Below are 15697 nucleotides of genomic sequence, written 5' to 3' on the forward strand. Positions count from 1 at the left end.
GCGATAACCTCAAACCCTTATTTATAGATTCACTCACGAAAAAGGGCGGCATAAACCGCCCTGTGATAATCGTTGTATTAGCGGATTGGTGGCGCGTACATGAAGCCGCCTGCATTCCATAGTGCGTTTACACCACGAGAAATTTTCAGAGGCGAACCTGTACCAACCGTGCGCTCGAAGCTCTCACCGTAGTTACCGACTTGCTTGATAACTTGGTAGCCCCAATCGTCACGGATACCTAGACCTTTACCTTTAGGACCGTCCACACCAAGAATACGTTTGATGTTTGGATCTTTCGATTTCAACATCTCATCTGCGTTCTTAGAGGTAATGCCGTACTCTTCTGCGTTCACCATCGCAAATAGAGTCCACTTCGCGATATTGAACCATTGGTCGTCGCCTTGACGTACAACAGGACCTAGTGGTTCCTTAGAGATGATCTCAGGAAGAACGGTAGCAGAAGAAGGGTCTTTCAAATTCAGACGTAGCGCGTACAGACCAGATTGGTCAGTAGTTAGTACGTCACAGCGGCCAGCATCAAAACCTTTAGAAGTTTGCGCAGCAGTATCAAATACCACTGGTTTGTATGCCATGCCTTGGTTACGGAAGTAGTCTGCAAGGTTTAGCTCGGTTGTTGTACCTGATTGAACACATACTGATGCGCCATCAAGCTCTTTTGCACTTGAAACACCAAGGTCTTTCTTAACCATGAAACCTTGACCGTCGTAGTAGTTCACGCCGACAAAGTTCAGACCAAGAGCCGTATCACGGTGTAGTGTCCAGGTGGTGTTACGTGAAAGCACATCGATTTCACCCGATTGTAGTGCAGTGAATCGTTCTTTCGCGGTTAGGGGTACATACTTAACTTTCGTTTTATCCCCAAGAACGGCTGCAGCCAGTGCTTGGCAATATTCTACGTCGATACCTTCCCATTCACCTTTTGAGTTAGGGTTTGAGAAACCAGGTAGACCGGTACTAACGCCACAAGTAATAAAGCCTTGTTTTGTGACTTTGTCCAGAGTAGTGTCTGCTGCTTGAGCTGAAGTAGCCATCATGGCAGTAGAAGCCGCTACGACGGAAGCAAGAACTGTGAGTTTATTTGCCATTTGTATCCTTCCTGTATGATCCATGTTAAATCAGGAGCGACCTGATACAACGTGTCCTGTTCATTTGTGTTTTCGTCCTACGTGATTGATTTTAGAAGAAACGGTCATCGTCAAATCAATCAGTTATAAGCGTAGGAAAGGATCTGCTAATTCTCAAATATATAATTTAAAAAGAGTTTTGGAGAGAAGTCACAACGTTCCTTGCGATTTAGAATGACGAAATGTTAATTGTTTGTAAATAGTGCAACTAATTGTCAGATTGGTGCATCAGAACAATCAACAAAAGATGGATTAAAACAAGAGGATAATAATTTGTTATTAAAAGTGTCATTAGTGTAGGGTGGCTATGTAAGCCAAAAATTTGAACAAATATTATTTGTGAAGTCGAAACAAGGTGAAGTGATTGCCCCATTTTTGGTAGCATGAATTTCGATAGTTATTTGAAGTGATCATGGATTGAAATGCGATATTTTCCTCTATTCTTAGATTTAGTGAATAAACCCGTGTTGGTTGTCGGTGGCGGTGAAGTAGCGAGCCGCAAAGTTGAGGCGTTACTTAAAGCTGGCGCAGATATCACCATTGTCTCCCCAAGTCTTGTCGACTTTCTTGATAAACTTGCTCAAGAGCAGCAAGTGCATTGGATTCAACGTTTTTATTCAAGTGACCTTGTCACAAACTCTTTCATTCAAGTGTGGGCAACCACAGATAACCCAGAACTGAATCATCAGGTCTATAAAGACGCAAAAGAGTTGGGCATCTTAGTCAACGTCGTAGACGACAAGCCTTACTGTGATTTCATTACGCCTTCAATGATTAATCGCGGACGTATTCAAATCGCTATCTCGAGTGGCGGTGCGTCTCCTGTATTGATCCGTAATATTCGAGAAAAGTTAGAAGCGATTCTGCCGCAAAATATGGGATTGATGGCGGAGTTTGCTAATTCAAAACGTAACTCGATTAAAGAAGCGCTACCAAGCGTCGATCTACGCCGTAAGTTTTGGGAGAACTATTTCTCTCATCCTGAAGTAGAAAACGCGCGAGATAATCGTGAGCTTGAAACCATCTATCAAGAAACCATGGTAAAGCCATTGGATGAAACGGGAAGCTGCACTTGGATTCAAGTGGGTAAAGATGTAGAGATGCTGCCGATTAAGGCTGTACGATACATGCAGCAAGCAGAGTTGGCACTTTACTCAACCAAATGCGAAGCAGATGTAATGGAACTGGTAAGAAGAGATGCGGAACGTGAGGCATTTTCTAGCGCGACTGAACTCTCTGACATGCTTAGAAAGGCCAAAGAAGAGAAACTTCGTGTTTGTGTCTTCATTCCTCAAGGAACAAGTGAGTTTTCTCTACTACAAGGACAGGACCTTGTAATCTGATAAGAAGTACACCTTCATAGCTTCTTGCAATAGATAGGGTTTCAAAACAGACATACAAAAACGCCGACGAACATTTCGTCGGCGTTTTTTATTCCACTGTTCCCGTTCTCTATATTAAGAGAATAGGAGAGCGCAATTAATCACGGAAGTTGTTGTACTGAAATGGGATACCCATCTCTGCTTCACGGATCGTTGCAATCGTCGCTTGCAGGTCGTCACGTTTCTTACCCGTTACGCGCAGTTTGTCGCCTTGGATAGACGTTTGAACTTTAAGCTTCGCGTCTTTGATTAGTTTAACTAGCTTTTTCGCTGTTGGCGTATCAATACCTTGGCGGAAAGCAACGTTTTGGTGCCAGTTCTTACCCGTCGCTTCTGGATTTTTTGCATCCATAGCGTTCGCGTCAATGTTACGCTTTGCCAAGTGGCTACGTAGGATGTCACGCATTTGCTTAAGCTGGAACTCGCCTTCTGCTGACACTTTTACATTTTCTTCTACTAGCTCAAAGCTCGCATTCACATTGCGGAAATCGAAACGAGTAGACAGTTCACGGTTAGCGTTATCAACCGCGTTACGTAGTTCAACGGTATCGATTTCTGAAACAATATCAAACGATGGCATGAAGATTCCTTGATTATCTTGTTATAGGGAAATTACTTACTGGATTTTACTGCTTCTGCCAGCATATCTAGCATAGTCACAGTATCATCCCAACCTAGACATGGGTCAGTAATCGACTGGCCGTAAGTTAGGTTTTGAATATCAGTCATTGGCTGATTGCCTTCTTTAATGAAGCTCTCTGCCATGATACCCGCAATGCGAGTACTGCCTGATTTAATTTGTTCACAAATGTCTTGTGCAACTTCAATTTGCTTGCGGTGCTGCTTCTGACAGTTTGCGTGGCTGAAGTCTACAATCAAACGTTGTGGCAAGTCGAATTCTGCAAGCGCTTCACACGCTTGTTTCACTGACGCTTCATCAAAGTTTGGACCTTTCTCACCACCACGAAGAATGATGTGACCATATGGGTTACCACTTGTGCGGTAAACTGTCATACGACCATTCTTATCTGGCGAGTAGAAGTAATGTGATGCTTTAGACGCACGAATCGCATCAATCGCAATTTTCACGTTACCGTTTGTACCGTTCTTGAAGCCAACTGGACAAGATAGGGCAGACGCCATTTCACGGTGAATTTGTGACTCTGTTGTACGAGCGCCAATCGCGCCCCACGTAATCAGATCAGCAATGTACTGGCCTGTGATCATATCAAGAAACTCAGTAGCCGTTGCAAGACCAAGCTTGTTGATATCCAGTAGCAGTTTACGAGCTTTGTGAAGGCCAGCTTCAAGTGCGTATGAACCATCTAGGTTAGGGTCGGTGATAAGACCTTTCCAACCAACAACGGTACGAGGCTTCTCAAAGTAAGTACGCATAACAATGAACAGTTCATCTTTGTACTTATCTTGAATGTCCGCAAGACGAGTTGCGTAGTCAATTGCCGCTTCAGTGTCGTGCACTGAACATGGGCCAACGATAGCAAGGATACGGTCATCCTCACCAGTCAAAATCTTCTCAATTTGTCGACGAGATTGAGCAATACGGTCTGCTACATCATCAGTGATTGGATGTACGCTACCTAGCTCTGCGGGTGTCGGCATTGGACCCAAAGGTTGGGTTCTCAATTCATCTGTTTTAATAGGCATGTTATAGCTTTATTCTCTATTGCGAAGCGGTAAAGATAACGGAATTATAGTTAGGAATAAACCGTTTCACGGGATTCTTATCTAGTAAATACCGAAATGTATGTAATGCTGTGGCTTATCATAAATGATAGTTATGTATAAATGACAAAAACGGCGGCAGAGATCAATACATAGTCGTTTGAATTTATAACTAGTTTTTCTATTTAGTAACACGCAAATTTGGCATTTTAAGCGTTAGAGCTAGGTGTGGTGGGTGTTTCATATTCAACGTAAAACCTTACAGGAAAGAAACCGATTGCTAAATTGCCTACGTAGATCGATTTCTTGTTAACATTTCTTTGACATTTTAGCGCTTCATTGATTAACTGGTCTGACTAGTCTGGTAAGGAGACCAAGATGTTATCTGCTGTTCGCCGTGCAAATCTTTACTTAAACCTTTTTGGCTTTTCTAAAGTTCCACTTATCTGGTTGTGTAGACCAAAGATCCTTGCCATCGATGATCAACACGTTGAAGTTAAAATTCCATTAAAGCGAAGAACGAAGAACCATCTCAATAGTATGTATTTTGGTGCGCTTGCTGTTGGTGCCGATGTCGCTGGTGGCTTTCTTGCTATGAGTAAAGCAGAAGAGCAGGGAGAGCGTATCTCTCTTGCTTTTAAAGGCGTGACAGCTGAGTTTCTAAAACGTCCTGAAGGCGACGTGCATTTTGTGTGTCACGATGGTCCATTGATTGATGAAATGTTGCGAATGACATTAGAAACCGGTGAACGTATCAATCGAGATGTGAAGATCACCGCCTTGTGTCCGAGCATTAATGGTAATGAACCTATGGCCGAGTTTTCTCTTACGCTTTCCATTAAAAAAGCAGCTAAAAAACAAGCTGCTTAATTTCAGAATTCATATTGTGGGCTTAAACCAGTTCGATTTTCTCAAGAGAGACGATCTTTGAACGATTAAGCACGACCTTCCAACGGTAATAAACGGGCTCATCAGTGTGGTTGTCTTCTTTGACAATCACATTGAGAAGGTGGCGTTTCTCTACCGACTCTTTACTTACTTGCCCATCATTCAAACGATAGACTCGGTTCGAGCTCTTATCCATTAAACGAATAATAGGGCGCAAACTAATGTTCAACGTTTCGCGCGTTTGCTCGTAACCACTCAAAAACAACGACGTCGCCATCTCAGTCTTAGCATGGTAATGCAGGATTTGTTCTTCACGCTGAACCACACGCTTCTTACGAATGTTTTGAATACGATCCGGCAAACTTGAAAGCGAACGATAGTCTAGCCATTCCAGTTTACGGCCAACGACTTTCTTCGTCGTCGGATCCATGTACTTTTTACGCCACTTTGGCTTACCCTTACGAATCCAACGCCACATTGCGTCACGCAAGTCGTCTTTAAAGATTTCACGTAGCGCATAGATAAAGGACATCGCAATAATGAAAGGCGCAGAAATCTCACCTAGGTAATCTCGCGCAAGGATAACGGTACTTGTCACAACGACCATAACTAAGCCCGTCGCGATACCTTTGATTGCACGTTTGATGTTGTTACCCATCGACATCGTTTTTTCACGCAAAACAATTGGGTGCTCAATCAAACGTCTCAATAAGCGCATTTTGTTCGACAAACGTGTCACGTCCTCAACGACGCTCGCTGAGTTGTAGTTATTCAACTTACGATGCGCTTGTTCTTTTTCACACAGAGTAATCAAACGCTCTTTGATCGTACTGTAATCACCTTCACGGGGAAGGTGAGCGACAAGGGATAGGAACTTTTGCTCGGTGTACCAAGACAAGTAATTATCGATGTTAACGTAGTAACGCTTGAGGTTTTCTTCGTAAGGGATCGAACGACGCAGACGCTTCAGAATGTCGAGCGTCAATTCAATAACCTCATCCACTTCTTCTGCTGTTACGCTGTCACTATCATGTTTATTTAACGCAGCGACGGCTTTATCAAGCGCAATAACGTATTGATACGCAAACAAACTCAAACTGACGCGGTACTGGCGATTGGACAGACGACCACGTTTAGCAAGACGGCTGTGCACCAAAGGCAAAAGCACCTCTGTACTGTAGTAAGAACGTTTTTGCGTGATTGAAGTGTAGTAGAACTCGGATTCGCTAATGATGTCGGAATTTAAACCCAACTCTCCGGGTACGAAAACATAGATATCAAGGTCGAGCGTTTTACTCTTTGCCAATGCATGGCTAATTTTTAAAGTTACCGAGTCTTGTTTGTCGACAGTGACCAAGGAAAGCTCCTGATTTTGCTAAAGCATCCTATATCCAAAAGCGTCCGTTCATTGAAATAACTTAAGGGCGGGCTAGGATAAATTGTTGAACGAGCACAGCATAACAGAGAGGTTTGGTTTTCTCTCTGATTTTCTTGTTAGTTTGGGTATAATTCCCAGTAAATTTAAAAAGAGACAAACTCAATGATTAAAATTGGTCAAATTAACAGCTTAGAAGTCACTAAAACGGCTGATTTTGGCGTATTTTTGGATGGTGATGATTACGGCTCTGTCATGCTGCCTAATAAATATGTACCAGAGGGTACAAACGTAGGCGATCATATTGACGTATTTCTTTACTTTGATTCAGAAAGTCAGCTAGCTGCGACCATTGATAAACCCATCGCTCAAGTTGGCGAGTGGGGCCTAATGCAAGTTGAAGGTGTGAGCAGCACTGGTGCATTCGTTAATTGGGGTATTAAAGAAAAAGATCTTCTTATCCCGTTTAGTGAGCAACGTGCTCGCTTTACTGCTGGTCAAAACATTCTGGTTTACGTATACACAGACAAAGCATCTGGTCGTATCGTAGGTACAACCAAGTTCAATAAGTGGCTAGATAAAACGCCAGCAAACTATCAAGTAAACGAAGAAGTTAACCTCATCATCGCAGAACGCAGCCAACTTGGTTACAAGGCGATTGTGAACGGCGAGCACTGGGGCATGATCTTCCCATCTGATGTATTCGGAAAGCTGTTTATCGGTAAAAAGCTAAAAGGTTACATTAAGCAAATTCGTGAAGACGGTAAGATTGACTTAGCGCTACAAAAAGTTGGTGTCGCTAAGATGGATGACCTATCTAGCAAGATCGTTGAGCTACTAGAGAAGAAGGGCGGATTCTTGCCTCTTAACGATAAATCTTCTCCAGAAGCGATTTTTGACGCATTTCGCACGAGTAAAGGCACGTTCAAAAAGACCATCGGTGGTCTATACAAAGCAGGCAAAATCGTTATTGAGAAAGACGGAATTCGTCTCGCTGAATAAAGACTAAAGATGCAATTTGGCTGGTGGATCGCGTCCTAGTCGAAAAGATTTGAACGCGAATTGAAAAATACCAGCCAAAAAAATGGCCCAAACTCGTCCTTATTTTGGGCCTAGGGGAAACGGCTCCTTTATAGAGCCTGCGCTAAACTTTTTTGACCAACAATATGGTTGGTTAAACATAGAGAGAAATGCCGTTTCAAAGCGATGCTTTGATAACTTCAGTTTAGTACAGCGCACTCGGATCGCTAGTGAACCCAGTTCCAATCATGCTTTAGAACCAAAAAGCCATCGTAAATACGATGGCTTTTCATTTATTTATAGCATTTCACTTTGCTACTAAAATAAGTTCTTATCTCGCACTAATTCGCGTGGAAGACCGTTTTTGATGCGGTTGCTTACCCATTTCCCAAGGCCAATAATGGCACCTTCGTACTTTACAAGAACTTCGCCTTTACCCGTCTTCATCCCAGCTGGAATGTTTTGAGGACGAACATCACGACCCATATACCATTCACGCGCTTCTTCGATGGTCAGTTCAATCGCATTACTCTCATTACCTGTAGCGAGAGCTGTCGCAACTTGGTGCTGCCAGCGGTAACCGTTTTTATGCGCTTCAGCAATCTTGATGCCCATGCGAGAGAAACGCAGCTCGCCAATCATCGGTTCTAGTGCGTCTGGGAAAAGCCACACATCTTTATCACGAATCCAAACCGTGCTGTCTTCAGGCAGCTTGATGTCCATTGCGTTTTGCAACTGCTTAGCGACCTCTGCAGATTCTTTGTTTGATGCTTTAGCAAATGGGAATTTACCCATGCGCTTCTTCACTTTTGGTGCTTCAACTGCCGCGAGCTTGCGAATTCGAGCGACGAAGAAGCCTTCACAGTCATAAACTTGAGGGAAGATGTGCAAGAATCCTTCTTCGGTCAGTGCCGCTTCTGCATTTTCAAACAGATCTTTTAAGCTTTCGAATTCAACAGCGTCACCAAATGTCTCTTTTAGATGGTGACAAACTTGCTGGTTCTCTTCGGTGCTTAACGTACAGGTTGAGTAAACCATTACGCCACCTGGTTTTAGGGCATGGAACGCACTTTCAATAAGATCTCTCTGCGTATCGGCAATTTCAATGACGGACGCTTGCGTCCAGTTCTTCATTGCATCCTCATCTTTACGAACCGTACCTTCACCAGAACACGGCGCATCGAGTAGAACGGCGTCAAATTGCTCTGGGAGCCAGCCACCAAACACACGACCATCGAAGTTACTTAGCGCCGCGTTACGCACGCCACAGCGCTCAATGTTTGCATGAAGCACTTTCACTCGGCTTGCCGCGTATTCATTTGCAACCAAAACGCCTTCGTTATTCATCAACGCAGCAATTTGAGTCGTTTTTGAGCCTGGTGCAGCCGCAGTATCGAGAACCGCATCGTACGATTCATTATTCATAAATAGGGCAGAGACAGGCATCATTGAGCTGGCTTCCTGGATGTAGAAAAGCCCTGACATGTGTTCAGCGGTGTTACCAAGTGGTACAACCGATTCATCCGCATCAATCCAAAAGCCCGTTTCACACCAAGGTACAGGAGAAAGCTTCCAGCCTTTTGCTTCTGCGCGCTCTAAAAACGCTTCAACGCTGATCTTAAGCGTATTAACACGAATACTTTTTCGCAGTGGCTTTTGGCACGACGCGATAAAGTCTTCCATGTTGAGGTGAGCAGGGAGGATGGTTTGGATTTTTTCCAAAAAGGCTTCTGGGATGTAAACGTTAGGATGCAAAGTGAAATCTCGATTGCAGAATTTGCCGCAAATGATATACGAAAGCGAACCAGAAACGAATAGTCACAAAGGTTTGAGCAATAAAAAAGAGCAGCGATTGCTGCTCTTTAAGTCGTTATGGTTAATCTACCGCATTATGGTTTTGGTATTGCTGTGCGCCACTGTGTCCAGCTTTCTTCCGCTTGCGGGTATAAGTAGAAAGATTGACCGCGTTTCGCCGCTGGCGGGATTTTCGATTGCTCAGGAGTAGAGAAAGCGATACCGCCACGCACTAGGCTGTCAAAAGTTCCTGCCTTTATGTTTGCGCCACCAAGACCGATGGAAACATCGACGCCAGAGACATTCCAGAACACGCTGTTTTGACGAACTAAGTACGCATACTCTGGCTGAATCTCGATTTTCGTTACCACTCGATCCGCAAACTCACCCAGACTCACATCCGTCACAGTACCGACTTCCATTTGACGATATAGGATGGGGGTACCAACTTGAACCGAACCACGCTGTTCACTCTGTAGTGTGAAAGAAATACCTTGTTCAGCTTGCTTGCTTTTCGCTAATTCAAACTTCAACTTCGCTGCACCATTACCCGGCTCAACGCTGATAGATTTCGATACCAAAGCGCCCAAATTCTTAACACCACCTAAGCCAATTTCCGGTTCTGTTAACCAGAAGTGTGACCCGGTAACGGCAATGTTGTCAACGTATTCAGGAAGGATACGAGCCGTAACCTCAACCATTTCTCGATGGAAGTTTGGAACAACCAAAGTAACTTCACCGACCTTAACACCTTGGTATTTGATAGGCGTTCCTTTCGCTACTTCTTGGCTTCCGTCGGTTTCAAGGGAAATCACACGGCCAAACTTACGTGCTTGGTTTTGGTCATTGTAAAGCTTCCAGCGCTGGCCAATTTTATTCTCAATTCCCGGAATGGAATCAAATGCGATACCACCTTTAATGAGAGTTTTAAGAGGGTGCGCCTTCACGCTAATGCCAGCGAGAGATGCGTCAATCTCGACACCTGAGCGGTTCCAGAACACGGTTTGATCCGTCAGAAGGTGCGCATAACGATTTTCAATTGTCGCTTTTACAATGACGCCACCATCGACCAAATTGAAATCGGAAATACTACCCACAGGCAAGTTACGGTAGAGCAGTGGGCTGCCTTTTGAAATTGGTGGCAATTCAGAAGCAAATAGAGTCAGCGTTTTTGACCCTGTTTGGTTGTACTGCGCAAGATCCGCCAAAGAGGCGCTTTGGAACAGCTGGTACTCTTTTTGGACTTTTTCTTGCCCTTGGCTCACAAAGCTAATTGAACCCGTCAGAAGCTGTTTTGCAGGCGGAACGGTAACGCTAAGTCCAGACTCAGTCAGTTCTGCAGAAGCACTGCCAGTGACATAGAAGCGGTTATTCGATTTGATCAGATGCTTGTATTCGTTGTCGATTAGGACATCCATGAATACTTCATGCTTCGCTGCCAGTGCCTTTGCTTCATCCAGCAAGCCGACTTTTATAATCGAGCCAACAACAATACCTTTGTAAAGCACGTTTGCACCGCTGTCTAAACCAAAAGAGTTGTCTGAGACGAGGCGAATGGCAATCGACTTCTGCTGTTGTTGGTTGAACACATTTTTGCGAATGGCGGTAAAGCGTCTTGAACGTTCACCTTCTCCCGGTACGATAGTTAAAAAGTTACCGCGCACAAGGTTTGCAATGTTCTCTACACCCGATAATGAGACTTTTGCTTCTTCTAGAACAAAGCGGGTTCCCGACGTTAGCATATCGCTAAACGCAGGCTGAATGGCTGCAGAAGCTAGAATCACTTCTCGACCTTCAGAGAGTTTTAAATCGGTGATTTGGCCAACTTCTAGGCCGCGATACATAATAGGTGCACCTTCGCCACTGATTTTATTATCATCAGGAAGGGCGATTTTAATTAGAATACCTCGACCCGCTGTTTTCAGATCTTTGTATAAACGGAATTCGGTGTTCTCTTTGACTGGTTCACCGTCGTCTGGCGAATCTACCGCAATTGCGCCGCCAAGAAGGGCACTCATGCTTTCAAGCTGAACATCGACACCATCGAAACCGATACTCGCACCGATACCACTCACATTCCAGAAACGGCTTCGGCTGTTAATGATGTGTTGGTACTGCTCTTGAATGTTTGCTTGGATAGTGATGGATTTAGCGTCTTCATTTAACTGATAACTGAACACTTCACCAATCGGGATCTTTTTGTAGACAATCTGAGAACCAATGGAAACGCCGCCCAAGTCTCGGCTCTTCAATTTAATGTTCAAGCCTTGTGTCACGCGCAAATCTGTTGGTGCAGATTCAAGGGCATGGAAGGTAGTTTCGAACTTCTCGCCATCACCCGGCTGAATAGAGATGTAGTTACCAGAAACAAGAGCATCAAGACCAGACACGCCAGTTAAACTCGCTGTTGGTTTGACCAACCAAAAACGTGTTTTGTCGTTCAGTAATTTAGCGGCTTCTGGATAGATGTCTGCATCAACATAAATGCTGCCCAAGTCTTCAGACAAGTTGATATCTCGTACCATACCGACTTCTAAACCCTGATAGCGAATGGTGGTTCGCCCTGCGACTAAACCTGCCGCATCGGAGAAGTAGATTTGCACGCGTTGCCCGGCGTCATGAATCGACTTCACCACGAGCCAACCGGCTAACACCATGGTCAAAATCGGCAACAGCCAAAGGGGAGAGATACCTTTACTCCTCTTTACCTCTGGCACATATGACGTTTGAGAACTGTTCTGATCACTCATTAATTGACTCTTTTTCTGATTGTGTTGGGGCTTGGTCCCAAATAAGCCTTGGGTCAATGCTCTCCGCCGCGAGCATTGTAAGTACGACAACAACACCAAACGCAACAGCGCCATAACCCGGTGTGAAGTCGAGAATTTGTCCACGATCGACCAATGTCATCATGATGGAAATAACAAATAAATCCATCACAGACCATTTACCAATCCATTTTACTGCAAAGTAAACCATCATTCGTTGTCTTCTGAACACCGAACGTTTGAATTTGATACATAACAAAATGTAGGCAAGGCCAAGAATCTTAGCGACAGGTACGACGATACTCGCCACAAAAATGATGATAGCAATGCCGTACATACCGTTGTTCACCAATCCTGCTACGCCAGAGAAGATCGTATCTTCCAGACGTTTACCGTTTGTCAGCAGAATGGAGATAGGAATTAAGTTAGCAGGGAAGATGGCAATCGTTGCAGCGATTAAATAAGCCCACGTCTTCTGAATCGAGTTTGGTTTGCGATGATACAGTTCGTGATGGCAACGACGACAACGTGAGCCTTCTGGTTGTGAAAGGTGACACTCATGACAATGAACATCTTTATGCTCGAAGTCGAAACTGAGCTCTGATTCCCATGATTCCCATGATTCCCAGTAGCGGCGGACGCTAATGCGAGAAATCAACAAAACAGTGAAGATTTGCAGTAGGACGAGACCAATTAGCCCCGGTCCAACAAAAATATCTGAGTAATCTTGCAGCTTGAAACAGGAGATAGCGATACTGACAAGGAAAACGTCCAACATTACCCAGTGTTTGAGATGTTGAATCAACCATAGCGAAACACGAAGCCCTTTAAACCAGCGCTTATGTAATGACCAATGCGCTGTTACTACCGAGCTACATACGATTAATGGGGCCAACGAACTACAAAATAGAATAAGAATAGAAAGAAGAACGAACCCTTCTTGAAACAGTGTGATCATCCCAGATGGCAGTGTTGCAGGAATCATCACTCCAAACAGACGAATGCTGATGAAGTTAAAAAAGTGCGAAGGAATAAAAAGCAGAATACAGGTGACAGCGATCGCTAGGTTGCCAGATAAACTCGGACTACCACCACGGTACAGTTGTGTGCCGCAACGAGGGCAGTGTGCATTTTTACCACTAGGCAGATCGACAATATCGACAGGCAATTCGCAACCTTGGCACAAGCGAATGCTACTCGGTTGCATGGCGTGTTTAGACAGAGAGGTCACAACGACCTCTCTACATAGAATGGTTTAAGCGTGGGACTGAATGCCCCCATACAAGGTTTGATATAAGCCTTCTTGCTCAACGAGCTCACCATGGGTTCCTGTTTGCGTCACTCTTCCATCTTCAAGCACATAAATCAAATCGGCTTGTTTCACCGCAGATAAACGGTGGGCAACGATTAAAGTAGTTCGACCGCGTAAGAATTCAGTTAACGCCTTATGTAATGCCGCCTCTGTCGCGGTATCCAATGCAGACGTTGCTTCATCTAGGATAACAAATTGTGGGTTACTCAGCACCATGCGTGCAATCGCTAAACGCTGACGTTGGCCGCCTGACAAGCGGATACCATTACGCCCAATCTGTGTATCCAAACCGTGGCTAAGTTGAGAAATGACGTCTTGCAGCTGCGCCACTTCTAGGGCTCGCCACAGTGACATTTCATCGAAGTCGCCACCGAGGGTGAGATTATGCCTCAAGGTGTCATTAAATAGTATAGGTTGTTGTAAAACCACGGCAATTTTGTCGCGTATCACTTCAAAACTAATGTCATCGGTCAGTTCATCATTAAAACGGATAGAACCTGCGTTTTGACGGTAAACACCAATCAACAGTTGAATCAGCGTGGATTTACCGCCACCACTTGCACCGACTAAGGCCACCTTCTTACCGGCAGGAATATGCAAAGAAAGATCGTCCAACACTTTGTTTTCGTTGTTGTATGAAAAATCGACATGTTCAATTTTTACATCAACTTCTCGATTTTCTTTGAAAGGATTTACTTTCGAAACAGGTCTATGTTCTTCTTCCAATTCTAATAGGTCGTTAATACGCTTAAGCGCCGCTTTTGCACTGTACCAAGAGAATTGGATGCCCAAGAGTTCTTGTACCGGAGATAACATAAACCACAGGTAACCAAACACAGCAAAAATTTGACCAATGGTGAGGTCACTGAACATCACCATTAACATGGCAACGGCGCGGAATAGCTCAAAACCAATTAGAAAAAGAAGAAAAGAGACACGACCAGCAGCTTCTGATTGCCAAGCGTATTTGTCGGCGTCGATACGAACTTGGTCGGCACTGCCTTTGAGCTGCTGTAAGAATTCGCGTTCTTTGTTCGCTGCTCTCAATTGGTAAATGCCATCAAGCGTCTCAACCAGACGATTTTGGAAAATCTCAAAAGAATGGTTTTCCTTACGCTTTAGGTGTTTCACCATACTTCCCAATTTACGAGAGAAGTAGATAACAATAGGGTTCACCAGAAGGATAAATAGACCGAGTCGCCAATCGAGCCAAAGCAGAACAATGGCAGTACCAATCACGGTTAGAAAGCTAATAATGAATTTCGCTAACGTAGAACCAATAAATTTATCAATGGTCTCAATGTCGGTGATAAGGTGAGCGTTGATGCCGCCGCTGCCTTTGGTTTCGTACTGACGAATGCTAATACGACCAAGTTTGTCGATCATCTTGCTGCGCATTTCAAAGGTGATGGTCTTTGAAACCAGTGTGAATTGTCGACTTTGAAGAATGTTGAAAGCTTGGCTGCCTGCTCGCATGAGTACAACCAAAAAGAGAGTAAAGAAGATATAACCCGTAGGTGTATGCCACGCCTCAGGTAAAACCGCGTTCATCGCTGCAAGGCCAGATGCCGGTTTGTCCAATAAGACTTCATCCACCATCAGAGGCATAAGAAGAGGGATTGGAACACTAATCAAGGTCGCAAGTACGGCTATCAAGTTCGCTAGAATCAGCTTGGACTTGTGCTTTTTCACTTGTGTTATCAACCAAGAACGGCTAATAGTGTCGTTTTTCGGATTCATTGTAATTGAGAATAAGTCCTATTAAAAAGTAGGGCTGCATTGTAACGCCATACGATAAGAATGGAAGCCTAAATAAAAAGTAGGAAGTTAATATGAACATAGAACAATACCAAAGACTTACCAAGCAAGCTGTTGCGCTGATCGAATCAGAAAAAGACTACATCGCAAACTTAGCAAACATTAGTTCTCTACTATTTATGGAGCTAGACGATCTAAACTGGGCTGGCTTCTACCTTAAGAAGGGAGACGAACTGGTTCTTGGTCCTTTCCAAGGCAAGCCAGCATGTGTTCGCATTCCAATGGGTCGTGGTGTCTGTGGTACGGCTGCACAAACTAACAGCGTACAAAGAGTATACGATGTACATGAGTTTGAAGGTCACATTGCTTGTGATGCAGCGAGCAATTCAGAAATTGTGATTCCTTTTACTATCAATGGGGAAGTGGCTGGCGTGTTGGATATTGATAGTCCAAATATCGGCCGATTCAATGAAATTGACGAAGAAGGTCTCACTCATTTTATGGTTGAAGTAGAAAAGCTGCTTAATTCGCACGCTAACGACGCATAAATTCGCCCTCGAGTGTGGTTTTTC

General features: G+C 44.2%; 12 protein-coding genes. 4 read left to right on the forward strand and 8 right to left on the reverse strand.

The window, feature by feature from the left end; all coding sequences use genetic code 11:
• Positions 1-77: 77 nt before the first annotated feature.
• On the reverse strand, positions 78-1106 hold the full coding sequence (locus tag ATB78_RS10265) for an amino acid ABC transporter substrate-binding protein (RefSeq protein WP_009706139.1): 1029 nt from the start codon (positions 1104-1106) through the stop codon (positions 78-80).
• 461 nt (positions 1107-1567) lie between these two features.
• On the opposite strand from ATB78_RS10265, the gene ATB78_RS10270 reads away from it, so the two are divergent.
• Positions 1568-2488, forward strand: a complete 921-nt coding sequence (locus tag ATB78_RS10270) for a bifunctional precorrin-2 dehydrogenase/sirohydrochlorin ferrochelatase (protein ID WP_061008607.1) — start codon at positions 1568-1570, stop codon at positions 2486-2488.
• A 136-nt stretch (positions 2489-2624) separates the two neighbouring features.
• Here the strand turns inward: ATB78_RS10270 and ATB78_RS10275 are convergent, their stop codons facing one another.
• Both ATB78_RS10275 and ATB78_RS10280 read right to left on the reverse strand, forming a co-directional pair.
• The gene (locus ATB78_RS10275; protein ID WP_005443962.1) at positions 2625-3107 is read right to left on the reverse strand and encodes a YajQ family cyclic di-GMP-binding protein; all 483 of its coding nucleotides are present in this window, start codon (positions 3105-3107) and stop codon (positions 2625-2627) included.
• Between the two features lie 32 nt (positions 3108-3139).
• Positions 3140-4192 carry a 3-deoxy-7-phosphoheptulonate synthase gene (locus tag ATB78_RS10280; RefSeq protein WP_061008608.1) on the reverse strand — a complete coding sequence of 351 codons (1053 nt, stop codon included), beginning with the start codon at positions 4190-4192 and terminating at the stop codon, positions 3140-3142.
• A gap of 396 nt (positions 4193-4588) precedes the next feature.
• Between ATB78_RS10280 and ATB78_RS10285 the strand changes: the two genes are divergently transcribed.
• On the forward strand, positions 4589-5080 hold the full coding sequence (locus ATB78_RS10285) for a DUF4442 domain-containing protein (RefSeq protein WP_009706137.1): 492 nt from the start codon (positions 4589-4591) through the stop codon (positions 5078-5080).
• 22 nt (positions 5081-5102) lie between these two features.
• On the opposite strand, the gene ATB78_RS10290 is transcribed toward ATB78_RS10285, so the two are convergent.
• Entirely contained in the window at positions 5103-6455 is a 1353-nt protein-coding gene (locus tag ATB78_RS10290) for a hypothetical protein (protein ID WP_061008609.1), read from the reverse strand.
• A gap of 183 nt (positions 6456-6638) precedes the next feature.
• Between ATB78_RS10290 and ATB78_RS10295 the strand changes: the two genes are divergently transcribed.
• On the forward strand, positions 6639-7475 hold the full coding sequence (locus ATB78_RS10295) for a S1-like domain-containing RNA-binding protein (RefSeq protein ID WP_045481081.1): 837 nt from the start codon (positions 6639-6641) through the stop codon (positions 7473-7475).
• A gap of 336 nt (positions 7476-7811) precedes the next feature.
• Here ATB78_RS10295 and rsmF read toward each other — a convergent pair whose 3' ends face one another.
• The 4 genes from rsmF to ATB78_RS10315 all read right to left on the reverse strand — a co-directional run bounded on the left by rsmF (position 7812) and on the right by ATB78_RS10315 (position 15107).
• Positions 7812-9248: a 16S rRNA (cytosine(1407)-C(5))-methyltransferase RsmF gene (gene rsmF, locus ATB78_RS10300; RefSeq protein WP_061008610.1), complete on the reverse strand. Its 1437-nt coding sequence runs from the start codon at positions 9246-9248 to the stop codon at positions 7812-7814.
• Between the two features lie 134 nt (positions 9249-9382).
• Positions 9383-12037: an MlaD family protein gene (locus ATB78_RS10305; RefSeq protein ID WP_061008611.1), complete on the reverse strand. Its 2655-nt coding sequence runs from the start codon at positions 12035-12037 to the stop codon at positions 9383-9385.
• The gene (locus ATB78_RS10310) at positions 12030-13286 is read right to left on the reverse strand and encodes a paraquat-inducible protein A (protein ID WP_155647791.1); all 1257 of its coding nucleotides are present in this window, start codon (positions 13284-13286) and stop codon (positions 12030-12032) included. The genes ATB78_RS10305 and ATB78_RS10310 overlap by 8 nt, the downstream gene beginning before the upstream one ends.
• A gap of 24 nt (positions 13287-13310) precedes the next feature.
• Positions 13311-15107 carry an ABC transporter ATP-binding protein gene (locus ATB78_RS10315; protein ID WP_039840874.1) on the reverse strand — a complete coding sequence of 599 codons (1797 nt, stop codon included), beginning with the start codon at positions 15105-15107 and terminating at the stop codon, positions 13311-13313.
• Positions 15108-15199: 92 nt separating this feature from the next.
• Here ATB78_RS10315 and ATB78_RS10320 point away from each other — a divergent pair, with 92 nt between their 5' ends.
• On the forward strand, positions 15200-15673 hold the full coding sequence (locus ATB78_RS10320) for a GAF domain-containing protein (protein WP_009706131.1): 474 nt from the start codon (positions 15200-15202) through the stop codon (positions 15671-15673).
• The last annotated feature ends 24 nt before the right edge of the window (positions 15674-15697 follow it).

The sequence above is a fragment of the Vibrio sp. CUB2 genome, assembly GCF_001557945.1.
GTDB classification, from domain to species: domain Bacteria; phylum Pseudomonadota; class Gammaproteobacteria; order Enterobacterales; family Vibrionaceae; genus Vibrio; species Vibrio owensii.